Annotated in this window: 23 protein-coding genes; 8 read left to right on the top strand and 15 right to left on the bottom strand. The window is 62.3% G+C overall.

The annotated features are described in order from the left end of the window. Positions 1-11 precede the first annotated feature (11 nt). On the bottom strand, positions 12-911 hold the full coding sequence (locus tag HU806_RS14100; protein WP_186611963.1) for an NAD(P)/FAD-dependent oxidoreductase: 900 nt from the start codon (positions 909-911) through the stop codon (positions 12-14). A 139-nt stretch (positions 912-1,050) separates the two neighbouring features. Between HU806_RS14100 and HU806_RS14105 the strand changes: the two genes are divergently transcribed. After that, positions 1,051-1,521 (top strand): Rrf2 family transcriptional regulator, encoded by a 471-nt coding sequence (locus HU806_RS14105; protein WP_186611964.1) that lies wholly within the window; start codon positions 1,051-1,053, stop codon positions 1,519-1,521. A gap of 45 nt (positions 1,522-1,566) precedes the next feature. Here HU806_RS14105 and yghX read toward each other — a convergent pair whose 3' ends face one another. From yghX to pedF, 12 genes are all read right to left on the bottom strand, one after another. Next, positions 1,567-2,457 carry a YghX family hydrolase gene (gene yghX, locus HU806_RS14110; protein ID WP_186611965.1) on the bottom strand — a complete coding sequence of 297 codons (891 nt, stop codon included), beginning with the start codon at positions 2,455-2,457 and terminating at the stop codon, positions 1,567-1,569. Positions 2,458-2,548: 91 nt separating this feature from the next. Then, complete coding sequence (mqo, locus tag HU806_RS14115) at positions 2,549-4,189, bottom strand: malate dehydrogenase (quinone) (protein ID WP_186611966.1); 1,641 nt, start codon at positions 4,187-4,189, stop codon at positions 2,549-2,551. Between the two features lie 377 nt (positions 4,190-4,566). Next, on the bottom strand, positions 4,567-5,772 hold the full coding sequence (locus tag HU806_RS14120; protein WP_186611967.1) for an acetyltransferase domain-containing protein: 1,206 nt from the start codon (positions 5,770-5,772) through the stop codon (positions 4,567-4,569). A 117-nt stretch (positions 5,773-5,889) separates the two neighbouring features. Further along, positions 5,890-7,260, bottom strand: coding sequence for an ATP-binding response regulator (locus tag HU806_RS14125; protein WP_186611968.1), 1,371 nt, complete (start codon positions 7,258-7,260; stop codon positions 5,890-5,892). Then, positions 7,244-8,401 carry an alcohol dehydrogenase-like regulatory protein ErcA gene (gene ercA, locus HU806_RS14130; protein WP_186612009.1) on the bottom strand — a complete coding sequence of 386 codons (1,158 nt, stop codon included), beginning with the start codon at positions 8,399-8,401 and terminating at the stop codon, positions 7,244-7,246. Before ercA ends, HU806_RS14125 begins: the two co-directional genes overlap by 17 nt. A gap of 129 nt (positions 8,402-8,530) precedes the next feature. Continuing rightward, positions 8,531-8,602 (bottom strand): pyrroloquinoline quinone precursor peptide PqqA, encoded by a 72-nt coding sequence (pqqA, locus tag HU806_RS14135; RefSeq protein ID WP_003243383.1) that lies wholly within the window; start codon positions 8,600-8,602, stop codon positions 8,531-8,533. A gap of 116 nt (positions 8,603-8,718) precedes the next feature. Beyond that, the gene (gene exaC, locus HU806_RS14140) at positions 8,719-10,239 is read right to left on the bottom strand and encodes an acetaldehyde dehydrogenase ExaC (protein ID WP_186611969.1); all 1,521 of its coding nucleotides are present in this window, start codon (positions 10,237-10,239) and stop codon (positions 8,719-8,721) included. A gap of 254 nt (positions 10,240-10,493) precedes the next feature. Next, on the bottom strand, positions 10,494-12,269 hold the full coding sequence (locus HU806_RS14145) for a PQQ-dependent methanol/ethanol family dehydrogenase (RefSeq protein WP_186611970.1): 1,776 nt from the start codon (positions 12,267-12,269) through the stop codon (positions 10,494-10,496). Positions 12,270-12,415: 146 nt separating this feature from the next. Then, positions 12,416-13,354, bottom strand: a complete 939-nt coding sequence (locus tag HU806_RS14150; protein ID WP_186611971.1) for a quinoprotein relay system zinc metallohydrolase 1 — start codon at positions 13,352-13,354, stop codon at positions 12,416-12,418. 16 nt (positions 13,355-13,370) lie between these two features. Next, positions 13,371-14,126 carry a quinoprotein dehydrogenase-associated SoxYZ-like carrier gene (locus HU806_RS14155; protein ID WP_186611972.1) on the bottom strand — a complete coding sequence of 252 codons (756 nt, stop codon included), beginning with the start codon at positions 14,124-14,126 and terminating at the stop codon, positions 13,371-13,373. A 10-nt stretch (positions 14,127-14,136) separates the two neighbouring features. Beyond that, a complete protein-coding gene (locus tag HU806_RS14160) occupies positions 14,137-15,012 on the bottom strand; it encodes a substrate-binding periplasmic protein (RefSeq protein ID WP_186611973.1) in 876 nt (291 codons plus the stop codon). A gap of 5 nt (positions 15,013-15,017) precedes the next feature. After that, entirely contained in the window at positions 15,018-15,479 is a 462-nt protein-coding gene (gene pedF / locus HU806_RS14165) for a cytochrome c-550 PedF (RefSeq protein ID WP_186611974.1), read from the bottom strand. A 251-nt stretch (positions 15,480-15,730) separates the two neighbouring features. Here pedF and exaA point away from each other — a divergent pair, with 251 nt between their 5' ends. Then, the gene (gene exaA / locus HU806_RS14170) at positions 15,731-17,587 is read left to right on the top strand and encodes a quinoprotein ethanol dehydrogenase (RefSeq protein WP_186611975.1); all 1,857 of its coding nucleotides are present in this window, start codon (positions 15,731-15,733) and stop codon (positions 17,585-17,587) included. Between the two features lie 61 nt (positions 17,588-17,648). Further along, on the top strand, positions 17,649-18,293 hold the full coding sequence (locus HU806_RS14175; RefSeq protein ID WP_186611976.1) for a pentapeptide repeat-containing protein: 645 nt from the start codon (positions 17,649-17,651) through the stop codon (positions 18,291-18,293). Positions 18,294-18,443: 150 nt separating this feature from the next. Here the strand turns inward: HU806_RS14175 and HU806_RS14180 are convergent, their stop codons facing one another. After that, the gene (locus tag HU806_RS14180) at positions 18,444-19,082 is read right to left on the bottom strand and encodes a response regulator (RefSeq protein WP_186611977.1); all 639 of its coding nucleotides are present in this window, start codon (positions 19,080-19,082) and stop codon (positions 18,444-18,446) included. After that, a complete protein-coding gene (locus HU806_RS14185) occupies positions 19,082-20,335 on the bottom strand; it encodes a sensor histidine kinase (RefSeq protein WP_186611978.1) in 1,254 nt (417 codons plus the stop codon). Before HU806_RS14185 ends, HU806_RS14180 begins: the two co-directional genes overlap by 1 nt. A 178-nt stretch (positions 20,336-20,513) precedes the next feature. On the opposite strand from HU806_RS14185, the gene pedA1 reads away from it, so the two are divergent. From pedA1 to HU806_RS14210, 5 genes are all read left to right on the top strand, one after another. Next, positions 20,514-21,680, top strand: a complete 1,167-nt coding sequence (gene pedA1, locus HU806_RS14190) for a lanthanide ABC transporter ABC transporter substrate-binding protein PedA1 (RefSeq protein ID WP_186611979.1) — start codon at positions 20,514-20,516, stop codon at positions 21,678-21,680. A 26-nt stretch (positions 21,681-21,706) separates the two neighbouring features. Then, a complete protein-coding gene (locus HU806_RS14195; RefSeq protein ID WP_186611980.1) occupies positions 21,707-22,696 on the top strand; it encodes a YVTN family beta-propeller repeat protein in 990 nt (329 codons plus the stop codon). After that, positions 22,693-23,424: a lanthanide ABC transporter ATP-binding protein PedB/LutE gene (gene pedB / locus HU806_RS14200; RefSeq protein WP_186611981.1), complete on the top strand. Its 732-nt coding sequence runs from the start codon at positions 22,693-22,695 to the stop codon at positions 23,422-23,424. The genes HU806_RS14195 and pedB overlap by 4 nt, the downstream gene beginning before the upstream one ends. Beyond that, the gene (pedC, locus tag HU806_RS14205) at positions 23,421-24,218 is read left to right on the top strand and encodes a lanthanide ABC transporter permease protein PedC (RefSeq protein ID WP_186611982.1); all 798 of its coding nucleotides are present in this window, start codon (positions 23,421-23,423) and stop codon (positions 24,216-24,218) included. The genes pedB and pedC overlap by 4 nt, the downstream gene beginning before the upstream one ends. Positions 24,219-24,333: 115 nt before the next feature. Further along, entirely contained in the window at positions 24,334-24,867 is a 534-nt protein-coding gene (locus HU806_RS14210) for a PQQ-dependent catabolism-associated CXXCW motif protein (RefSeq protein WP_186611983.1), read from the top strand. Positions 24,868-24,892: the final 25 nt, after the last annotated feature.

Genomic DNA, 24,892 nt, shown 5'->3' on the forward strand with positions numbered 1-24,892 from the left:
AGGTATGAGTTTCAAGGTTGGGTTTGGAAGATCAGCGACCGATGCACCCCCGAACCCGCCCTCACCCCATCGCCCACGGCCAGCGCGACCGAGCCGAACGGCATCGCCGCATCGCCACAGGCAAACACCCCCGGCAGGCTGGTTTCACGCGTCATCGGATCGCACTGGATGAAAGCCCCGAGTGGGCCGTCCTCAAACGTACAGCCCAACGTTTGCGCGAGCGAGCTGGCGACCCGGGTGCGCGGCAGGACAAACAGACCGGCGACGGCGATCACACGACCGCTGGCCAACACAACGTCGGCCTGTTCGCCTTCGATGCGCTCGACACGCTCCGCCACCACGGCAACACCGCGCTGCTCAAGGCTCGCCAGCTGCTCAGGATCCGGCTCGAACACGCCGTTGGTGAAGAAAGTCGTCGGCCCCCAGTCTGGCAGCATCAACGCATGGTGGAGCGACATCGGCGAGGTCGCCAGGGAGCCAATCGGCCCCTGGTCCAGCTCATAGCCATGGCAGTACGGGCAGTGAAAGACACTTTTTCCCCAGCGTTCCGCCAGTCCCTGCACCGCTGGCAGTTCGTCGGTTACCCCGGTGGCGAGCAACACACGACGAGCGCTGTAGCGTTGCCCGTGGCTGGTTTCGACGATGAAGCCCTCCTCGTGCCTGGCGGCGTGGGTTGCGGTGTCTGAAACCCATTTCACCGTCGGGTACGCCAGGAGCTGCGTTCGGGCGTCATCGACAATGCCATCGGGTGCGCGGCCGTCCTGTCCGAGAAAACCGTGGGATGTCGCGGCAAACCGATTACGACGCTCGCCGGCGTCGATGACAAGCACTGTGCGACGGGCACGGGCCAACTGAAGACCTGCGGACATACCGGCATAGCTGCCGCCTGCAATGATGACGTCGTATTCCATGAGCGTTCTCCAAGATGTTTACGAGGGCATGGGAAAGTCTCGACACATCGTATGTTTCTTGAAAAACCGCTGTCAATAGTCTCGTAACTTTTGCGATTACAGGCGATACTTCGCACGGTTTTACCCTTCGGATATTTTCATGAGAAACGACACGCGTCTTTCCCGCATGCTGCACGTACTGATCCATATGGACCGGCACCAGCAATCCGCCACCTCCGATACCCTCGCCCAAATGCTCGGCACTAATCCCGTGGTGGTGCGCCGGACCATGGCGCTGCTCAAGGAACAGGGTTACGTCACGTCGGAAAAAGGCCATCGCGGCGGTTGGAGCCTGGCCAAGCCTTTGTCGGAAATGACCTTGCTCGACATCCACCAAGCGCTGGGCAGCACCTCGATCTTTGCCATTGGCCTGTCCACCGACCACCCACAATGTCTGGTGGAACAGGCCGTGAACGCGGCGCTGACAGACGCGTTCGAAGAGGCGCAGGCGTTGCTGCTAAAGCGCCTGGGCAGCATTACGTTAGCGAAGCTGGCGGAGGATTTTGATCAGCGTTATCAGCAATTCTTTGCCGGTGAGGCGGGCACAGGGACAGAACATAGCCATCATTGAAGCGAGTACCCAGCCCGCCATGGCACGGGCTGTGTTTGCGGGCGTTCAGGCGAGATAGCGCTTGAACCAGTCAATTGTTCGCGACCATGCCAGGTCGGCTGCCGCTTCGTCATAACGCGGTGTCGAGTCGTTGTGAAAGCCATGATTGACGCCTGGATAAATGTAGACCTGATAGTCCTTCTTCCCGGCCTTGAGCGCCGCTTCATAGGCCGGCCAGCCTTCGTTGATCCGCGTGTCGAGTTCAGCGTAGTGGATCAACAGCGGCGCCTTGATCCGTGGCACGTCCTCGGGTTTGGGTTGGCGTCCGTAGAACGGCACCGCCGCGCCCAGCTCGGGGTACGCCACCGCAGCCGCGTTGGCCACCCCACCGCCGTAGCAGAAACCGGTGATGCCGACTTTTTTCCCGCCCACGGCCTCATGCCTGCCGAGAAACTCGAAGGCAGCGAAAAAATCGTTCATCAGTTTTTCCGGGTCGACTTGCTGTTGCAGCTCGCGCCCCTTGTCGTCATTGCCCGGATAACCACCCACCGATGTCAGGCCATCGGGTGCCAGCGCGACGAACCCGGCCTTGGCGACGCGTCGGGCGACGTCTTCGATGTATGGGTTCAGCCCCCGGTTTTCATGAGCCACCACCACGCCGGGCACAGCTCCGCTGGCCTTGGCTGGCCGCACCAGGTAGGCACGCACCTGGCCGTGGCCGTTTGGCGAGGGATAGGTGATGTACTGCGCCAGGATATCCGGGTCGGTGAAATTCACCTGCATCGCCTGGGCATAATCGGGGCTCAATGATGCCAACAGCGCACCCGCCGTGAGCCCGCCCACCGCGAATTGGCTGGCCCGTTCGAGGAAGACCCGCCGGGAAATCCGGCCATGGGCGTAGAAGTCGTAGAGTTCAAGCAGTTCGGGAGCAAAGTCCCTGGCGGTGAGACGTGTCATGGGCTGGGTCCTCGGCTGGGATCGAAAAATCATAGCCGAAAAAAAACGCCGCTCCAGGAGCGGCGTTTCTTTTTACCAGACAGCGTCCGGTTTACAGCGCCATGTCAGCCGCTGGATTGGCTTCACTGGCAGCAGCCGGTTTGGCCGGTACTGCAGCGGCATTTACCTTGCCGACAGCCGGTGGCGGGTCCAGTTGCAGGACCTCGCTGGTGTAGGCCCATTCCTGGGCGACACGCTCTGGGCTCTCGTTGAGCTTGGTGCCGTAGCTTGGGACGATCTGGCGCAGTTTTTCCTGCCAGGCCGGGGTGGCCACCTTGTCCTTGAAGACTTTCTCAAGCACGGTCAGCATGATCGGTGCGGCGGTCGAGGCGCCTGGCGAGGCACCCAGCAGGCCGGCGATGCTGCCATCTTCGGAAGCGACGACTTCGGTGCCGAGTTTCAGCACGCCGCCCTTCTCTTCGTCACGCTTGATAATCTGCACGCGCTGGCCGGCCTGCCACAGGCGCCAGTCTTCCTGCTTGGCCTCCGGGAAGTACTCCTTCAGCGCGTTGAAACGATCCTCGTCCGACAGCATCAACTGGCCTGCCAGGTATTCCACCAGCGGGTACTGTTCGATGCCGACCTTGGTCATCGGCCACACGTTGTGGGTCGTTGTGCTGGTCAGCAGGTCGAAGTACGAGCCGTTCTTCAGGAACTTGGTGGAGAACGTGGCAAATGGGCCAAACAGGATCACACGCTTGCCATCAAGCACGCGGGTATCCAGGTGCGGAACCGACATCGGTGGCGCGCCAACCGAAGCCTTGCCGTATGCCTTCGCCAGATGCACCTGGGCGATGGTCGGGTTCTCGGTCACCAGGAACGAACCACCCACCGGGAAACCGGCGTATTCACGGGCTTCGGGGATGTCGGACATCTGCAGCAGGTGCAACGCACCGCCACCGGCGCCGATGAACACGAACTTGGCGTCGGTCTCGGTTTCGGTACCGTCCTTCAGGTTCTTGTACGAAACGCGCCAGGTGCCGTCTTCATTGCGAGTGATGTCTTGCACTTCGCTGGACAGCTTGAGGGAGAAGTTTGGCTTGGTTTGCAGGTAAGTGGCGAACTGGCGAGTGATTTCGCCAAAGTTCACGTCAGTACCCAGCGGGCTCCAGGTGGCCGCGACTTTCTGGCTCGGGTCGCGCCCCTGCATCATCAGCGGAACCCATTTGCTGATCTGCGCAGGATCTTCGGAGTACTGCATGCCGGCGAACAACGGGCTGGCCTGGAGGGCTTCGTAACGCTTCTTCAGGAACGCGATGTTCTCGTCGCCCCACAGAAAACTCATGTGCGGCGTGGAGTTGATGAACGAGCGCGGATTCTTCAACACGCCGTTCTTGACTTGCCAGGACCAGAATTGGCGGGAGATCTGGAAGGCTTCGTTGATTTCGATGGCCTTGGAGATATCGACCTTGCCGTCTTTTTCCGGCGTGTAGTTCAGCTCGGCCAGCGCGGAGTGACCGGTACCGGCGTTGTTCCAGCCATTGGAGCTCTCTTCGGCAACACCGTCCAGGCGCTCGACCATTTCCATGGTCCAGCCTGGCTCCAGCTCATTGAGCCAAACGCCGAGGGTCGAACTCATGATGCCGCCACCAATGAGCAAGACATCCACTTTTTTCGGCTCGGCGGCGTGCGTGGTCGCAAGACCCATCGCCATCGCCAGGCCCAGCAGCGCCGTATGTGTTTTCTTCAACATGTGTGTATCCCTAGGATAAAACGCCATTCCGCCCTCCAATCCTGTTCGAGGCATGACCACATCCATGCCGGCACAGCCAGCGGGCGGGTATCGAATGGACTGGAGGATGGACCTACAGGGCCGAGCAATATCGGCCTCACATTTATGTCTCTCCGGCGCTGTCTTCTTGTAGGTCTTGGCTTCAGCTGGGTGAGGGACACTGCAAAACGGTCTGGATCGGGCCCGGCGTGACCGTGCCCGATTGTCGCAGCGGGGGGAGTTTACAGAAGGAAATAAGCAGACCGAAGCGCATTTTTGCATTCGAGGTAAAAACGCCGACCAAATGACGGCGTTTTAATGGCTCCGTTCGGTCCCGTGCGTGCGGCCCCTCCTTCAAGTCAAAGGTACTTGAGGATCGCAATGTCGCGACGACGTTGCTTCAAGGCTGCGAACCAACGGGTTGGAAAAAACAGCGCGACGCCCAGCAACACGCTCCACAACCAGACCATTGGCAACTGGTCGAAGCCGAAGTAAACGCCCTGGTTGGTGCCCCAGATCATCACGGCGACCAGGTACATGGCCTTGAGCACGTACAGATGCAACAGGTAGAAAAACATCGGTGCGCCACCGTACACCGCGAGCACCGCAATGCTGCCTTTCTCCTGGGCCTTCTCGAAGGCTGCCAGAAGGATCAAGCCCACGCCGAGCGTTGGCAGGAGGAACATCAGCGATGGCGGGTACTTGGTGGCGCTCAGGAAACTCATGGACGTGCGCAGCGCGTCACCGGTGTGTACCCAGGGTTTGTCGCCATACACATTGAGGTAGCGAATCAGCACGAAAGCGACCAGCAGGCCAATGCCGACGGTAAACAACCGCCGCAACCTGACGGCGGGATCCATGTCCTTGCCGAACCAAGGCCCGATGGCCCAGCCCAGCACAATCACGCCGATCCAGGGCAGCACCGGATACGTGGTGCGGGCCCGAGTGAACTCAGTGATGTCGATGAATGCCCGCTGGTGAAGGATCGACCATGGCACGAAAAACGGCGAATCCGGCCCCAGCACCACGCCGTCCAACAAGTTGTGCCCGGCAATAATGGCCAGGCCCAGCACGATCAGCCAGCTACGCTTGAGATGCAGCAGCGCCGCCAGGACAATCATGCAGATACCGATGCACCAGATCACCTGCAACCAGAGGGTCTTGGGCGGGAACTCGGCATTCCAGGCGAAACACACGAAGGTCAATTCCAGGAACACCAGGAACAGGCCGCGCTTGAGCAGGAATATCGAAGTCTCATTGGCCGTGTGTTTCTGGCTGTAGAGCCAGGCTGACAAGCCGGTGAGGAAGATGAACACCGGCGCACAGAGCGTGCTGAGCAAGCGCGTGAAGAACAGGTCTGGGGTCACGCTCAAGGCATCGATGGGGTCGGTGACTTGACGGTGCAGCAGGAAGGTCTCGCGTACGTGGTCAACCAGCATCAGCAACATGACGAAACCCCGCAGGGCATCGATCGCAAGCAACCGGGTAGCGGTTGTAGCGGTGCTGGACGCGAGGGACGGAGCGATGACAGCGCACGGGTTTGTCGCGCTTGGGGATAGGCTCATGGCGATACTCAGGAAAGTCGGTGGTCCGTGCCGGGCCAGGAATGAGAATTCCTGCCAAACGAAAGCGGATAACATAACACAAACTTTTCTGATCGTCCCTCAGACGTGCGGGCTCGACTACCCGAGTATCTGACTCAACACCGCCCGCAGCTTGCCGGGCTTGACCGGTTTGTTCAGCAGCGGCGCATTCAGTTTGCGCAAGGCACGGCGGCATTGGTCGCTGCGATCGGCGGTAATGATCACCGCCGGGATTGCCTGCTGGAAATGCTCGCGCAGATGCTTGACCACCTCGCAGCCGACTACCCCATGGTCGAGATGAAAATCCGCCAGGACCAACTCTGGGGCGCGGCCTTGCAGCACGTCGAAGGCGCCCGCTTCGTCGGTGGCTGTCAATACCTCGCAGCCCCACTGCCCCAGCAGCGCCGCCATGCTTTGCAGGATGCTCACCTCGTTGTCGATAACCAACAGGCGACGGCCCGGTAGCGGATTGCCGGTAACCGCCTGCGCAGGAATCAGTGATATGGGCAGCGGTCGCTCGGCGGACAGCGGCACCTCGATGCTGAACACCGAGCCGCGTCCTGGACGCGAGCGCACCTGCACGCGATAACCGAGGACATGGGCGATACGCTCGACAATCGCCAGTCCCAGGCCCACGCCCTTGCGATCCGCCGCTCGGCCGACATCCAATTGGTTGAACTCGAGGAAAATCGACTCCAGGCAATCCGCAGCGATGCCCCGCCCGGTGTCCCAGACTTCCAGGCTCACGCGCCCTCCCCGACGCCGCGCCGCCAGCAGAATGCCGCCCTGGTCGGTGTAGCGACACGCGTTGCTGAGCAGGTTGCGCAGGATCCGCGTCATCAACCGCAGGTCAGTCAACACCGCCTCATCGGCAAACCGCACCCGCAGGTCCAGGCCCGCGGCACCGGCTACCGATTGAAACTCCGACACCAGCGGCGCGAGCAGCTCATCCAGCCGGTACGGTGCCAGATCGGGCCTGACGGCAGCCTGATCCAGCCGGGAAATGTCCAGCAGGTCGGTGAGCAGGTCTTCCGCCCCTTCCAGCGCCTGATGCGTGCGCTCCACCAACACATGCTCGGCGGCCGGCAAGGTGCGTTCACGCAACGTGGCGATCAGCAGCCGCGCGGCGTTGAGCGGCTGCAACAGGTCATGGCTGGCGGCGGCCAGGTATTTGTCCTTGCTGCGATTGGCGGCCTGGGCGGCGTCGCGCGCATCGCGCAGCTGTTGCTCGACCAGCTCGCGCTGGGCGATCTGTTGTTGCAGGTTATGGTTGGCCTCCAGCAGCGCATCGGTGCGCTCGGCCACCCGCTGCTCCAATTGGTCGTTGAGCTGTTGCAGGTGATGCCGGGCTTGCTCCAATTCATCGAGGCGCGCCGCGAGCTCCGGGTAGTGACTCTTGCGTGTCGAGTGGTTGCCCAGCCCCAGCAGCCCGGCCAGGGCTTTTTGCTGTTCGTCAGAGGGCTTCGCCATAGACGACCTCGACATCCCGCTGGCTCGACTCCCGAGGATTGGTGAGGATGCACGGGTCATGCATCGCATGTTGTGACAGGAACGGAATATCCGAGGTGCTGACGCCGTGCAGCCCGAGGGTTTCGTGGAAACCGATGGTGCGCTTGAGCGCGATCAGGTGTTCCACCAACCGGGTGCGGATCTGTCGATGATTGAGCCCGCGGCAATCGATGCCCAGCGTCTCGGCGATCACTTTGAAACGGTCCGGTGCCGAGGTGTAGTTGAACGCCACCACGTGCTCCACCAGCACCGCATTGCACAGTCCATGAGGCAGGTCGAGGAAACCGCCCAGGCTATGGGACATCGCATGCACTGCGCCGAGAATTGCGTTAGAGAACGCCAATCCCGCCTGCATGCTGCCGAGCATGATTTTTTCGCGCAGGGCGACGTCCGCCGGGTTGGCAATCATCTGCACCAGGTTGTTGTTGATCAGGCGCATCGCTTCCAAGGCGTGGGGATCGGTCAGCGGTCCGTGACCGGTGGAGACGAATGCCTCAATGGCATGCACCAGCGCATCGATGCCGGTACAGGCCGACAGGAACGGGTCCATGCTCAGGGTGGTTTCCGGGTCGATCAACGACACATCGGGCACCGCCGCCTTGCTGACGATGGAAAACTTCATGCGTTCTTGCTGGTTGGAAATGATGACGAACTGCGACACGTCCGCCGAAGTGCCGGCCGTGGTGGGAATCAGGATCAGCGGCGGGCTCGGCATGTAGAGCGTGTCGACGCCTTCGAAATCGAGGATGCTGCGACCATGGGCGACGACGATGCCAATCGCCTTGCCGCCGTCCATGGGGCTGCCGCCACCGACCGCGACGATGACGTCGCAGTGGTTCTCACGGTACATCTCGGCGCCGAGCATTACTTCTTCCACGCGGGGATTGGGAGAGATCGCGCTGTAGATGCAATAGTCGATGCCCTGGGCTTGCAGGCTGGCTTCGACGTCACCGACCCAACCGGCGGCGATGACCCCGGGGTCGGTGACCACCAGCACCTTGCGGGCACCGAAGGTCTTGGCGTAATTGCCGACATTGTGCCGGCAACCGGCACCGAACATGATTTCTGGGGAAACGAACTTGCGCAGCGGACTGAGGCTCATTTTTTCGGGGGGGCTCATCGGTAAGCCTGTTCTTATTGTCTTGACATACCCTGAGCCTAAAGCATCCCGCCGTGAATGCAATCAGACCAATAGGTAGCCCGGCCAGATCGCGCCTGGCCGGGCCGGCACTCATCGGTTGGCGAAGTACATCGTCACTTCAAAGCCAATACGCAGGTCGGTGTACGCGGGTTTAGTCCACATGGGTCTTTCCTCTTCTTGTACCGGGCGATTCCGGCAGGGTCATTAATGCATGGGCCAGCCAAGGCTCGAATGCTACTTTCGGAGCAATGGGTGGGGTGCGTTGGTAGTACAGGCCGTCAGAAAAATCCCAACGGATTGACGTCGTAGCTCACCAGCAGGTTCTTGGTCTGCTGATAGTGGTCGAGCATCATCTTGTGCGTCTCACGGCCCACGCCGGACTTCTTGTAGCCGCCGAACGCAGCATGCGCCGGGTACAGGTGGTAGCAATTGGTCCACACGCGACCGGCCTTGATCGCCCGGCCCATGCGGTAGGCGCGGTTGATGTCGCGGGTCCAGAGGCCGGCGCCAAGGCCGAACTCGGTGTCGTTGGCAATCGCCAGGGCTTCGGCTTCGTCCTTGAACGTGGTCACGCCCACCACCGGGCCGAAGATTTCTTCCTGGAACACGCGCATCTTGTTGTGGCCCTTGAGCAGGGTCGGCTGGATGTAATAACCGCTCGACAGATCGCCTTCAAGACGTTCGGCCGCTCCGCCGGTGAGCAGCTCGGCGCCCTCTTCCCGGGCGATGTCCAGGTACGAAAGGATCTTATCGTATTGCTGCTGGGACGCCTGGGCGCCGACCATGGTCTCGGTGTCCAGGGGATTGCCGCGCTTGATCCTGGCGATTTTCTTCATGACCTCGGCCATGAACGGCACGTAGATCGATTCCTGCACCAACGCCCGAGATGGGCAGGTGCAGACTTCGCCCTGGTTGAAGAACGCCAGAACCAGGCCCTCGGCGGCCTTCTCGATGAACGCCGGCTCGGCCTGCATGATGTCTTCGAAGAAGATGTTCGGCGACTTGCCGCCCAGCTCCACGGTGGACGGAATGATGTTCTCGGCCGCGCATTTCATGATGTGCGAGCCCACCGGGGTGGAGCCGGTGAAGGCAATCTTGGCGATGCGCTTGCTGGTGGCCAAGGCTTCACCGGCCTCGCGACCAAAGCCATGGACAATATTCAAGACACCGGCCGGCAGCAGGTCGGCGATCAGTTCCATGAACACGGTGATCGACAGCGGCGTCTGCTCCGCTGGCTTGAGCACGATGCAGTTGCCGGCGGCCAGGGCCGGGGCGAGTTTCCAGGCGGCCATCAGCAGCGGGAAGTTCCACGGGATGATCTGCCCGACCACGCCCAGGGGCTCGTGGAAATGATAGGCCGTGGTCAGTTCGTTGATCTCGGCGGCCCCGCCCTCTTGGGCGCGGATGCAGCCGGCGAAATAACGGAAATGGTCAGCCGACAGCGGCACGTCGGCATTGAGGGTTTCGCGCACGGCCTTGCCGTTGTCCCAGGTTTCAGCGACGGCCAGGACTTCCAGGTACTGCTCGATGCGGTCGGCGATTTTCAACAGCACCAGGGAACGATCCTGGACCGAGGTCTTGCCCCAGGCGTCGGCCGCGGCATGGGCCGCGTCCAGGGCCTTGTCGATGTCGGCGGCACCGGAGCGTGGGAATTCGCCGATGACTTCGCCATTGACCGGCGAGGTGTTGGTGAAGTAGTCGCCGTTGACCGGCGCGACGAACTCACCGCCGATGAAGTTGCCATAGCGCGGCTTGAAGGAAACGACGGCGCCTGGGGTTCCGGGTTGTGCGTAGATCATGATGGGCCTCTGCCTGGTCGATGCCTGTCGCGGGACAGGCGATAGGCCGATGGTAGAGAGCCCCGCGCGGTGGACGAATGCGTCGTTGGCAGGGGGACTCTCGTTATTTGGTCGTAGGTTTCAAGCTCAAGGCCAGCGCAGATACCTGTGGCGAGGGAGCTTGCTCCCGCTGGGCTGCGCAGCAGACCCGACATTTTGCGATTGCTGCGCAATCGAGCGGGAGCAAGCTCCCTCGCCACGGTTCTCCGCAGGTTTTAGCGTTTAGCCACTAGCTCTTTCGGCAACTTGAAGGTCCAGAGCATGCCGCCCTGGTTGAAGTCCTTCACCCGCTTGGCCACCTCGCCGCCCCACAGCGGCACCGCGCCGCCCCAGCCCGAGACCACCGAGACGTATTGCTCGCCGTCCATTTCCCAAGTGATGGGCGAGCCGAGCACGCCGGAGCCGGTCTGGAATTCCCAGACTTTTTCGCCGGTCTTGGCATTAAAGGCCTGCAGGAAGCCTTCAGGCGTGCCGGTGAAAACCAGGTTGCCCTTGGTGGTCAACACACCGCCCCACAGCGGCGCGAAGTTCTTGTGACGCCAGACTTCCTTGCCGGTCTTCGGATCGATGGCCCGCAGCACGCCGATGTAGTCCTCGTTCAGCGGCTTGATAGTGAAACCGGCGCCGAGAAACGCCGCGCCCTTCTTGTAGGCGATGCCTTCGTTCCAGATGTCCATGCCCCATTCATTGGACGGCACGTAGAACAGGCCAGTGTCTTGGTTGTAGGCCATCGGCATCCAGTTCTTCGCGCCGAGGAACGCCGGTGCGACGAACACCGAGCTGCCCTTGGCTTCGCTGCCCGGTGCACCCGGACGGCTGGACTCGACATAGATCGGCCGCCCGTCCTTGTCCAGGCCAGATGCCCAAGTGATCTTGTCAACGAACGGGAAGCCACGGATAAACTTGCCGTTGGTGCGATCAAGCACGTAGAAGAAGCCATTACGGTCGGCGGTCGCCGCAGCCTTGATGTCCTTGCCGCCGTCCTTGTAGTTGAACGAGATCAGCTCGTTGACGCCGTCATAATCCCAGCCGTCGTGCGGCGTGCTCTGGAAGTGCCATTTGATGCTGCCGTCGTCCGGGTTCAACGCCAGGCGGGACGAGGAATAGAGGTTGTCGCCAGGACGCAGGTGAGAGTTCCACGGTGCCGGGTTGCCGGTGCCGAACAGCAAAAGGTTGGTTTCCGGGTCGTAGTAGCCGCCCAGCCAAGGCGCCGCACCGCCGGTTTTCCAGAGATCGCCGGGCCAGGTCTTGCCGGCTTCGCCGCCGGAGATTCCGTTCTCCACCGCCTTGCCATCCTTATAGACATAACCCATGTGGCCTTCCACGGTCGGACGGGTCCACAGTAGCTCGCCATTCTTCGGATCGTAGGCGCTGATCTGACCGACCACGCCGAACTCGCCCCCCGCAACGCCGGTGATGAGCTTGCCATTCACAACCATGGGCGCGGCGCTGATGGAATAACCTTCCTTATGGTCAGCGACCTTCTTGCTCCACACCACCTTGCCGGTGTCCTTGTTCAGGGCCACCAGCTTGGCGTCGAGGGTGCCGAAGAACACCAGGTCGCCATACAGCGCCACGCCACGGTTGATCACATCACAGCAAGGACGGATGTCGTCTGGAAGACGCGCGTCGTATTGCCAGAGTTTCTTGCCACTACGGGCGTCCACCGCGAATACCCGCGAATAGGAACCGGTGAGGTACATCACCCCGTCCTTGATCATCGGCTGGGCTTGCTGGCCGCGCTGCTTTTCGCCGCCGAAGGAGAACGCCCAGACCGGCCGCAGGTCCTTGACGTTGTTGACGTTCAGGGTATCGAGCGGGCTATAGCGCTGGCCCTGCACGCCCAGGCCGTTGGTCACGACCTGTTGCGGGTTTTTCGGGTCCTGGAGAATTTCCTGGTCGGTCACGGCGGCCAAGGCCGAACCGGACAGCAGCATGGCACTGAGCAGCAGGTTCACGGCGAAGGGTTGGCGACGTGCGGGATGGGTCATGGCGGCTACCTCTGCGGTTATTGTTATACCCGGGAAATTTTCCCGGTCTGCCACAGATTCTTGGGCCAGGGGCCGCTGCCAACAATTGCCCGCTGTGCTGAGTTTTCTAGTTCCTTGGTACACATGGAAACCATAGAGATGTGTGCTCAGCCAGGGTCGCGGGTATCCACCCGCTTCATCCCCGCCCGCTCATAACGCGGATACAGATGACTGACGCTGCGAATCAATTCATAACGACTCAGGCTGATCCCGGCAAAGCGTTCGGGAATGGGGCTGCGGATCATCTCGGCCATGTCATCGCCGCGCGCCGCGCCGTCGCGCATCAGTTGGTCGAGCCAGCCCAGGTAGTCGCGCATTTGCGCAAAAGGCCGGGCATCGCTCGCCACCGGTCCGTGGCCGGGCACGATCTGTTTCCAAGGCAAAGCCCGCAAGGTCTCCAGGTCCTTGAGCCAGACATCCAGCCCAGGACTGTTCGGTGTGGTCAGGGCGCGCTCGTAAAACACCAGGTCACCAGCGAACAGCACACCGGTGGTTTCATCGAAGATCGCCAGATCCGCCCCGGTGTGCCCGGCAAGCGCTAGCAGGCGCAGCGAATGGTCGCCGACTTTCAGCGTGCCGGGTTCCAGCACCTGAGTCGGCAGCACCACCTCGGTGCCGCGCATCCAGTCCCCTACCAGCCGGTACATGTTCTCGGCCATCGCATCGCCCTGCTGGCGCAGCAGGTCGGTGGTGCCGGCCAACGCGCCGATGGGCACGTCGCTGAACGCCTGGTTGCCCAGTACATGATCCGGATGGTGATGGGTCATCAGCACCTGGATCAGCGGTTTGTCAGTGGTCGCGGCAATGGCTTGGCGCAACGCCTCGCCATAACGCTTCGACGGCCCGGTGTCGATGACCACCACTCCAGCGGCGGTGACGATGAACGCCGTGTTGACGATGTTGCCGCCGTTGGCCTTGGCGAAATTATCGGTGCTGCCCTCCAGCAGCCACGTGCCCTCGGCGATCTGCCGAGGCTTGAGGGAATAATCGGTGGAGGACCACGCCGGCAGGCACAGCCCAAGGCAGATCAGCAACAACCAGCGCATGGTGTGCTCCTTTTGATCAGGGAATTGCCGCTTCGAATTCGTTGCCGCTGTTGTCGCGCAATACCAGGCGGGTCTGCCCGGGGCCCTTGATGTCGAAGCCCAGGTTGGGGTTTTCGCTGACTGCCGGAAACAGCTCCAGGCTCGCCAGTTGCAGGCCATCGACGTCCAGCAGTCGCGCCTGATTGATGAAAAATTCCGGGATGCCGCTCACCAGGCCATTGTCCATGGGGTGAGCGATCTGCAGGCGCAGGCGACTCGAATCCCCGCGTGGATAACGGCCGCCCAGTACTTCGCCCAGGTGTTCCTCCCAGCCCGGCTGCGTGCGCACGACGCTGGGCGCGGTGCAACCGCCGCCGGCCGCGTCGATCAGGGTCGAGCCGACGTGCCACAACCCGTCACGGGTTTGCACGGCGGCGCGCAATGGGGTGGCCTGCTCGATGCGAATGCGGACCGAGAGCCAGGGCAGCACCCTCTCGGATGGCTGGAAATCGACGATTTTCGGCAAGGGATTCAACTCGGCCCAGGCCAGTACGCGCACGACGTCGCCAGTGAACGCCCGCGCATCGATTTCCAGCGGCACCTGGCGCGCATCCTCGGCGAAGGGCGGCGCCAACACGCGTACCCGCTCGTCGAACACAAAGGGCGCGTCGGCGAGCAATTGTTTGTGGTAGAAGGCCCACATCACCGAGGGCACGGGATCCTTACCCGGCTCCACCGCCATCGCCAGCCACGGCAGGCACCCCAACAGCAGGCCATACGCTCGCCAGTTCATCCCTGCGCTCCTATTGGTACATTTCGGGGACTTCGTAACGCAGGCCGTATCGGGTATAGATGGCCTTGAGGCTGCCGTCGCGTATCAACGCTTCCAGCGCCTCTTCCACCGCATAGGCCAGTTGCCGGTTGCTTTCATGCACCGCCATGCCGATTTCCCAGCGTTGCTTGCCCATGTTCGGGTAAGCGTTTTCGGCCAGCGCCAATTGCGGATCGGCCGCTCGGTGCACCTGCCAATCGATTTCCCCTCGCATCGCCATCACTGCATCCACTTCCGCCGCTTGCATGGCAGTGAAGGCTTTGGCAACGCTGGGATAGTGGCGGGTCTTGGCACCGAGCATGCCGTTGAACACAGACGTTAGGTAGAACGACGGTACGCTGTCGACTTCAACGCCAATGGGGTGCTGCTGGAACACCGCGACGCTGCCGACCGAATCCAGCCGACGCCGGTCGTATGCCACCTGCCAGCATTCCTGCTGGTACGGTCCGAACATCACCACCTGGGCATTTTCCAGCTCGCCGATGTCGTTGCGCCTCTGGACGTAATCGTGATCGTACGGAACCCGCATCATCAGGTCGGCCAGTTGTCGGTCGTGCAGCGGACTGCTACGCCAGATATAGTCGCGCAGGTCGTCGTCGAGCTTTTCGCCGGGTGGCGCCCAGATCAGTTTCAGGCGCACGCCGAGCGCCTGGGCCAAGGCCTGTACCAATTCCACGTCCACGCCCCGGGGCTGGCCCTGGTCTTCAAAACTGTAGGGCGCGAAGTCCCTGTAGACCGCGACCTTCAGTTCGCCAGCGGCGATCATCTGATCGTAGCTACGCACTTGCGCCTGCACCGCCTGGCCCCACAGCAGCAGGCCGCACATCAGCCACGGGAACAGGCGCATGGCAATCACTCCTCGACATGCACGCTGTCAAGGTACGTGCGCACCGCCCACAAGGCTTCCTGGCTCAAGTAATCGGCCATTTTTGGCATGTAGACGCGGCCGTCGCGCACCGCGCCGTGACGCACGCGCTCCACGAACCACTCATCACCGGCCTCGGCCGCGTCGAGCATGCGCAGGTCCGGGGCGATCCCGCCGGACTTGGCTTCCAGGCCATGGCAAGCCGCGCAGTTCTGGTTATAGGCCGAGGCACCAATTTCCACGGCTTTGTCTCGCTCGGGAGCATTGCGATACGGGTTCTGCGCTGCCCACCCATCGGCGTCCAACGGCAGGTTGGTGTCCTTGATCGGTGTCAGACCTTGAGTTTCCACTGCCTGGGGCACTACGTTGCCATGAGCCCATACCGAGCCTGCGCCAGCCAGCCCTATCAGCAATGCGGTAGCGATGATGGCGTTGCGTTTTGTTGTCATTGTTATGCCCTCTCAGATTGCACGCAGGCTTCTGCAAGGAAGCCGTGCCGTCATCTTAGGAACCGCTCGCCACCAGCCGAATGCTGCTTTGGTGGCCGCGTTCTACTCCCTTGGTAGCGGGCCATCCGACTCAAGTCGCAAATACAGTCGGTTTGGGAAATCTTCCCGGCAAGGGCGGGACTTTTTCCGTATCGGACAGGCTTGCCAGCCCCGAACCTAGTCAGGCCAAAACCTCACTGGGAAATCCCACCATGACAATAAAAACGCTACCTGCCCTCTCCTCCCTGACCGTCGCCTTGCTGCTGGCCGGCAGCCTGGCCCTGGGCCCGCAGGCGAACGCCGCCGTTACCTGGGAAGACATCGCCAACGACCACCTGACCACCCAGGACGTGCTGCAATACGGCATGGGCACCAATGCCCAGCGCTGGAGCCCGCTGGCCCAGGTCAATGACAAAAACGTGTTCAAGCTCACTCCGGCCTGGTCGTATTCGTTTGGCGACGAAAAGCAGCGCGGCCAGGAATCCCAGGCCATCATCAGTGACGGCGTGGTGTACGTGACGGGCTCCTACTCGCGGGTATTCGCCCTCGACGCCAGGACCGGCAAGCGCCTGTGGACCTATAACCACCGTCTGCCGGACAACATCCGCCCATGCTGCGACGTGGTTAACCGAGGCGCGGCGATCTATGGCGACAAGATCTATTTCGGGACGCTGGACGCGCGGGTGGTCGCCCTGGACAAAAACACCGGCAAGGTGGTGTGGAACAAGAAGTTCGGCGATCACGCCGGCGGCTACACCATGACCGGCGCCCCGGTGCTGATCAAGGACAAGACCAGCGGCAAGGTGCTGCTGATCCACGGCAGTTCCGGCGACGAGTTCGGCGTGGTCGGGCAACTGTTCGCCCGCGACCCGGACACTGGCGAAGAAGTCTGGATGCGCCCGTTTGTCGAAGGCCATATGGGCCGCCTCAATGGCAAGGACAGCACGCCGACCGGCGACGTCAAGGCCCCGTCCTGGCCTGACGACAAGACCACCGAGACCGGCAAGGTCGAAGCGTGGAGCCACGGCGGCGGCGCGCCTTGGCAGAGCGCCAGTTTCGATCCCGAGACCAACACGATCATCGTCGGCGCGGGCAACCCCGGCCCCTGGAACACCTGGGCGCGCACGGCCAAGGACGGCAATCCCCACGATTACGACAGTCTCTACACTTCCGGCCAGGTCGGTGTCGACCCGAGCACTGGCCAAGTGAAGTGGTTCTACCAACACACCCCTAATGACGCCTGGGATTTCTCCGGCAACAACGAGTTGGTGCTGTTCGACTACAAGGACAAGGACGGCAACGTGGTGAAAGCCACCGCCCACGCCGACCGCAACGGGTTCTTCTACGTAGTGGACCGCAACAACGGCAAGCTGCAGAACGCCTTCCCCTTTGTCGACAACATCACTTGGGCCAGCCACATCGACCTCAAGTCCGGTCGTCCGGTGGAGAATCCCGGCCAGCGTCCGGCCAAGCCATTGCCCGGCGAGACCAAAGGCAAGCCGGTGGAGGTCTCGCCGCCCTTCCTCGGTGGCAAGAACTGGAACCCCATGGCCTACAGCCAGGACACCGGCTTGTTCTACGTCCCCGGCAACCAGTGGAAAGAGGAGTACTGGACCGAAGAAGTGAGCTACAAGAAAGGCTCGGCCTACCTCGGCATGGGGTTTCGCATCAAGCGCATGTACGACGATCACGTCGGTAGCCTGCGGGCGATGAACCCCACCACCGGTAAAGTCGTGTGGGAGCACAAGGAACCGCTACCGCTGTGGGCCGGCGTGCTGGCGACCAAGGGCAACCTGGTGTTCACCGGCACTGGCGACGGCTTCTTCAAGGCCTTCGATGCGAAAACCGGCAAGGAGCTGTGGAAGTTCCAGACCGGCAGCGGCATCGTTTCCCCGCCCGTCACCTGGGAGCAGGACGGCGAGCAATACATCGGCGTGACCGTCGGTTATGGCGGCGCCGTGCCGCTGTGGGGCGGCGACATGGCCGAGCTGACCAAACCGGTCGCCCAAGGTGGTTCGTTCTGGGTGTTCAAGATACCGAGTTGGGATAAGGCGACGGCCAAGCAATAACTCCAATCCTCTGTGGGGGAGCGAGTCTGCTTCGCCCCCCCACAACCATTGAGTTCTCGCCATGAAATATTTGTCTTTTGTGTTGTTGCTCGTCGGTACCCAGGCCCACGCCGACACCCCCGACGTTCCGCTGACGATCAATGGCTGCGTCATCGCCGAAGCCAGCCAATGCCCCGGCGCCGACCTGCGAGGGGCGAATCTGACGAACCAGGACCTGCGCAAGATGAATCTCAGCGGCGCAGACCTGCGCGATGCCGACTTGCGTCACGCCCGACTGGACCTGGCCAACCTGGAGAAAGCCCAACTGCAAGGCGCCAACCTGAACCGAGCAAACCTGCAACAGAGCAACCTGCGCCTGGCGGACTTCAGCGGTGCGACGCTCAAGGCAATCCAGGGCTGGGGGCTGTTTGCCCAGGGCGCGCAGTTCCAGCGGTCCGACCTGAGCGGCGCCTATTTGCAGTTCGCCCGCTTGTCCGGCGCCCGGCTCCACGCTGCCAACCTGCAAGCCGCCGACCTGGAAATGGCTTGGCTGAGCAAAGCCGACCTCAAGGGCGCGGACCTGCGCGATGCCAATCTGCAGGAAGTGAAGCTTGGCGAAAGCAACCTCGAACAGGCCAACCTCAGTGGCTCTCGCCAGCATTATGGGAATTTCCAGGATGCGAACATGCAGGGTTGCACCGGTTGCCCGACGACTTGGGATCGTTGACGCAGAACCCCTGTGGCAAGGGATCTTGCTCCCGCTCGGCTGCGCAGCAGTCGCAAGCCGGCCGACGCGGTTTATCTGGCATATCCGCGGTGTCTGGTTTTGGGGCGCACTTCAAGCTCCCTCGCCACAGTTGATCTGCATTGCCTGGATTTACCCGGCAATCCGCACCACGCCCATGTCGATTCCCAAATGCACCAACTCGGTATGGGAGCTGACCTGCAGCTTGCTCTTGAGCAGCGTGAGATGGTTGGACACGGTCTTGGCGCTGATGCACAGCTGTTCGGCGATGGTACGCGCCGGGGTACCCTTGGCGAGCATCACGAAGATTTCCAATTCGCGCTGGGTCATCGATTGCAGGCGCGGATCCACATCGTTGCGGTTGCCGGCGCAGGCCAATTGGGTGGCCAGGGTTTGCTCGATATAGGCATGGCCGGCCAGCACGCGTCTCACCGCTTCCACCAGGATTGGCGGCGCGCAATTCTTGGTCAGGTAGCCTGCGGCGCCAGCGTCCAGTGCCTGGCGGACCAAGGGCAATTCGTCGTGCATGCTGAAGAACAAGACCCGCAGCTGCGGCAGGCGTTGGCGCAGGCGCCGGGTAGTTTCCAGGCCGCTGATGCCCGGCAGGCCAAAATCCATGATCACCAGGTTTGGCACCTGCTCTTGCACCTGGCTCAGCGCCTCTTCTCCCGAAGCCGCTTCGCGGACGTGCAGTTCCGGCATCAGTGCCCGCAACAGGCTGGCATAGCCCTGCCGAACCACCGCGTGGTCGTCCACCAATAAAATGTTCATCACACCTCCAGCGCAATATTCAAGGCCAGCGCCCATCCGGCGCCAGGTCGACTGATGATGCGCAGCTCACCGCCCAGGCTTCGCGCCCGTTCGGCCATCGAATGCAGGCCCATGCCCGGTCGGGCCGGTTGCGTCGCGCCACAGCCGTCATCGCGTACCAGCAGCCGCAAACGCCCCGTGCGGTGCTGAATCCGGATCCGTACCTGGCGGGCTCCGGCATGCCGGGCGATGTTGGTCAGTGCTTCCTGCAACAGGCGATACAGATGGACATTGTTCGGTGCGGACAACGACGGCAGCACGCCATCGATCCGTAATTGACAAGCGATGCCCTGGCTATCCTGCCATTGCCGCGCCAACATCCCGATCGCCTCGCACAGCGGCAGGTGCTGCAACACCACGGGGTACAAGTCGTGCACCAACGCGCGAAAGCCCTGCTGCAAATGATTGCAGTGTTCTTCCAGCTCACTGGCCGCGCGCTCAAGTACCAGCGGTTGATCGATCACCATTTGCAACAGGCACGCTCGCGCGCGGATGCCCGCCACGTATTGGCCGAGGTCATCGTGAAGAGTCTGCGCCAGTTGCGTGCGCTCCTTCTCCTGCACCGCCAACAACGCCTGGGTCAGTCGGGTATTGTCCGCTCGGGCCTGGGCCAGGGCGGCGGTCATCCGGTTGAAATGCTCCGCCAGCCGTTGGGCCTCCGAAACGCCTCCGGCCGGCAAGTTCACCTGCAGGTCCCCGGCGGACACCTGATGCAGCGCATGGAGCAATTCATCAAGCAAACGCATACCCCGGCGCACCGCCCAGCGGATCACCAACAAGCTGACCAGCAAGGCCATCGCGCAGACCCCGAGCAGTTGCGCCAGGGAGTCGAGGATCTCGTCGATTTCATCCCGAGGATCCACGGCAATCCAGGCCCGACGACCGTCATCCAGATTCACCACTTGAGCAGCGGGGCCGTCGGCCAATAACCGCCGCCCTGCCCAGGCTTTCACCCCGTCCTCGGCCGCTGGGGACGTCTCCCCTGGCGCCAACCAGCGCACCCGCACGTGACGCAGGCTGCCGGTGAGTCGTGACTGAAGGCCGGCCGGGTCGCGCTGGGCGGTTTCGCTCAGGTAGTGCACCACCGACTCGGCCGATTGCAATTCGCGTTTCACATCGGCCATGGCCTGGTGCAACAGCAGCGTTGCGTACGCCAGGGTAACCAGGGCGAAAAAAATCGTGACCCAAAGATTGATTCGCCAGAGGGCTGACATAGCTCGCAATCCATTTCCTGATTCACAGCAATCCGCTGTGCGAATGACGATTATCTGCATCCTAGAACCCCAAGGCCCGGGGCGATTTACTACCTTGGTACTGCCCCGGCGGTACTTTCTACATATTTCCCCGAGGCCGCGGCCTTCCTATGCTGGCGCTACCCGCAATGGAGGTCTTATGCGCCGGCTCGTCAGTTACGCCTTGGTATCCCTGCTGGCAGCGACCACTGTGCAAGCCGGCGATGCCGTGCCGTTGCAAGTGCGCATCGGCTACCTCGGTTACCAGCCCGACGCTGGCCCGCTGTTGTCCAACGTGATCGCCGAGCCTGCCGATGCCGGGCTGCGCGGGGCCGAGCTGGCGATCATCGACAGCAACAGCACGGGGCGTTTCCTCAAGCATGACTATCGCCTCGAAAGCGCCAGCGTCGACAGTCCCCAAGCCCTGCTCGAGGCCGCTCGCGCCCAGCATGAGCAAGGCCTGCGCCTGTTTGTGGTCAATGCGCCGGCGGCGAACCTGCGCCAACTCAGCGCCGCCTTGCCCGACAGCCTGCTGTTCAACGCAGGCAGCCCCGATGACAGCCTGCGCAGCACCGACTGCCTGAGCAACGTGCTGCACAGCCTGCCCGACCGGGCGACGCTGGCCGATGCGCTGATCCAGTTCAGCGTCGTGCGCAAATGGCAACGGGCCTTGCTGATCGTCGGCCAGACGCCTGAAGACCAGGCCTACGCCAGCGCCCTGCGCCGGGCCATGAAACGCTTCGGCATGAAGATCGTCGCCGAGAAGGCTTGGCACTTCGACAACGACCAGCGGCGCAGCGCCCAGGCCGACATGCCGCTGTTCACCCAGACCGCCGAGTACGACGTGGTGCTGGTGGCCGACGAGCGTGGCGACTTCGGCGAATATGTGCCTTACCAGACCTGGTGTCCACGCCCGGTAGCCGGTACTCAGGGCCTGACGCCCACCGGCTGGCACAAGACCGTCGAGACCTACGGCGCGGCGCAGTTGCAAAAACGCTTCGAAGCCCTCGCCGGGCGCTGGATGAACGATCGCGACTTTGCCGCCTGGATCGCCGTGCGCAGCATCGCCGCCGCCGTCAGCAAGCTGCGCCAGGACGACCCGCTCGCCATCCGCCAACTGGCCCTCAGCGACCAACTGCCCCTGGACGGGTTCAAGGGCCGCAAGCTCAGCTATCGGCCCTGGAACGGCCAGTTGCGCCAACCCATCGCGCTGGTGCAGCCAAGGGCATTGGTCAGCACCTCGCCCCAAGACGGCTTCCTGCACCCTTTCAACGAAATGGACAGCCTGGGCCATGACCGGCCTGAAGTGAGCTGCCGCTACCCCTGATCGATAACAACAATAAGGAAAACGCCATGCGCCGCACGCCGTTTCAACCCGCTCTTTTCTGCCAGATGCTTGCCCTCGGCGCCGCGCTGCTGATTGCCGGCCCTGCCACCGCTGGCATCGCCTGGGTCTCCAACGAAAAAGACAACAGCCTGAGCCTGATCGACATGCAGAGCCTGCAAGTCATCGACACCCTACCGGTCGGCCAGCGCCCCCGGGGCCTGCTGCTGTCCCATGACAATCGCTTGCTGTACATCTGCGCCAGCGATTCGGACCGCGTCCAGGTCATGGACGTCGCCACCCGCAAGATCATCAAGGAACTGCCCTCCGGCAAAGACCCGGAGCAGTTTGCCTTGCACCCCAACGACCGCTGGCTCTATGTTTCCAACGAAGACGACGCCCTGGTCACGGTGATCGACACCCAGACCTCCGAAGTGCTGGGCCAGATCGGCGTGGGCGTCGAGCCGGAAGGCATGGCCGTCAGCCCGGACGGCAAATGGGCGGTCAACACCAGCGAGACCACCAACATGCTGCACTGGATCGACACCAGCACCCAGACACTGGCGGACAACACCCTGGTGGACCAGCGCCCGCGCTTCGTTGAATTCAATCGCGACGGCACACAGCTCTGGGCCTCGGCGGAGATCGGCGGGACCTTGACCATTCTCGACGTTGCCACGCGCCAGGTCCTCAAGACCCTGACCTTCAAGATCAAAGGCGTGCACCCGGACAAAGTACAGCCGGTAGGCATCAAGCTCAGTGCCGACGGCGCGCTGGCGTTCGTCGCCCTGGGCCCGGCTAATCACGTGGCGGTCATCGACGCGAAAACCTTCGAAGTCCTGGACTACCTGCTGGTGGGCAGACGGGTCTGGCAATTGGCGTTCACCCCGGACCAGAAACAATTGCTGGCGACCAATGGCGTCAGCGGCGACGTCTCGGTGATCGACGTGCAAAGCCGCAAGGTGCTCAAGTCAGTGAAGGTCGGGCGCTATCCCTGGGGCGTGGTGGTGACGCCATGAACGCGCTGCAAGTCAGCGGCCTGGGCTTCGCCTACGGTGCCCGGGAAGCCTTGCGCCAGATGAGTTTCAGCCTGCCCGCCGGGCGTTTCGCCGCGCTGCTGGGGCCCAACGGGGCTGGCAAGTCGACGCTGATTGCGCTGCTGACGCGGCTCTACGATGTGCAGCGCGGCACGGTCCATGTCGGCGGCCATTCGCTGCAAACCTCGCCCCGCCAGGCCCTGCGCCAGTTGGGTGTGGTGTTCCAGCAAAGCACGCTTGACCTGGACCTGAGCATTGAGCAGAACCTGCGTTATCACCTCGCGCTGCAGGGTATTTCGCGACGCCAGGGCGGCGTCCGGGTCGATGCCGAACTGGCCCGCCAGCAGTTGACCGAGCGGCGCCATGAACGGGTCCGCGACCTCAACGGCGGGCATCGCCGCCGGGTAGAGATCGCCCGCGCGCTGCTCCATGAACCGCAACTGTTGCTGCTGGACGAACCGAGCGTCGGCCTCGACCCGGCCAGTCGCCAGGCCCTGGGCGAACATATTCGCCAGCTGTGTCGCGAACAAGGCATCAGCGTGCTTTGGACCACCCATCTGCTGGATGAAGTGCAGCCCAGCGACGACTTGCTGATCGTCCACCAGGGAAGGCTGGTCGCCAGCGGTCGCGCTGAGGACGTAAGCCTTGGGCATGGTGGCAGCCTCGGCTCGGCCTTCACTCGCTTGACCGCCGGAGGAGCCGCGCGATGAGCGCATATTGGCAGTGCTTCAGCGGCATCGTCCTGCGCGAATGGCTGCGCTTCGTGCTGCAACGCACGCGGTTGCTCAGCGCCCTGGTGCGACCCTTGTTGTGGCTGCTGGTGTTTGCCGCCGGCTTTCGCGCGGCGCTGGGCATCGCCATCATCGCGCCCTACGACACCTACATTCCCTACGAGGTGTATATCGTGCCAGGGTTGGCCTGCATGATCCTGTTGTTCAATGGGATGCAGGGTTCGCTATCGATGGTCTATGACCGGGAAATGGGCAGCATGCGCGTATTGCTGACCAGCCCCCTGCCCCGGGCGTTCCTGCTGGCGAGCAAATTGCTGGCGACCTCGCTGATCTCGCTGTTGCAGGTCTACGCCTTTCTCGCCATCGCCTGGTTGTACGGCGTGCAGCCGCCGGCCATCGGCCTGCTGACGGCCCTGCCGGCCCTGCTGCTGGTGGCTTTGATGCTCAGCGCCCTGGGCTTGTTGCTCTCGAATGCGATCCGCCAGCTGGAGAACTTTGCCGGGGTGATGAATTTCGTCATCTTCCCGATGTTCTTCCTGTCTTCGGCGCTCTACCCGTTGTGGAAAATGCTCGAGGCCAGCCCTTGGCTGTATTGGCTGTGCGCGGTCAACCCGTTCACCCATGGCGTGGAACTGGTGCGGTTTGCCTTGTATGAGCAATTCAACTTGCTGGCGCTGGCGGTGTGCCTGGGGTTGACGCTGGTGTTTGCGCTGCTGGCGGTGTGGACGTTCAATCCGCAGCATGCGGCGTTGCGCAAGGCCAGCCAGGCCTGATGGGGCCGCACGAAGGGGAATTTACTACTTTAGTAGCGGTTTTCCTGTCTATGGTCGCATTCACAAGGCCTCGACCCTGGCATGTAATGGGCGCATAACAAAAAGGATAAATCCTATGCCCCGTTTGCTGGCGATTGTCTTGCTGGGCCTGTCGCTGAATGTCGCGCAGGCTGACACCGCGCTGTTTTCCGCAGCGGGTTATCGCCTCACTCAGTACCGCAGCCCGACGCCAGCATCTGCCGAAGGCGCGCAAACCCTTGACACCCAAGCCTTACAGCGTTTGCTCGGGCAAACGCCCGCTCCGGTGTTGATCGACGTCTACCGTCGCCCCTGGGTCCAAGGCCGTTTCATTGACACAGAGCCTCATTCCAATCTCCCCGGCAGCCTGTGGCTGGCCAATACCGGCGACGGCGAGCTGGATGCGACCTGGCAGGATTACTTCACTTTTCACTTGCGCAAAGCCACCGCCGGGCACGCGGATCAACCGCTGGTCTTTTACTGCCGCTCCGATTGCTGGCTGAGCTGGAACGCGGTAAAACGCGCTGCGGCCATGGGCTATAAACAGGTGTATTGGTACCGCGACGGCCTCGATGCATGGGAGGCGGCCGATCTGCCCGTGCAAGCGGCCCGCCCCGAACCCTTTCCTTGATCTGCAAGCGTGCGCAACAGCTCCA

The sequence above is a fragment of the Pseudomonas sp. SWRI154 genome, from assembly GCF_014268645.1.
In the GTDB taxonomy this organism is placed as follows: Bacteria; Pseudomonadota; Gammaproteobacteria; order Pseudomonadales; family Pseudomonadaceae; genus Aquipseudomonas; species Aquipseudomonas marvdashtae.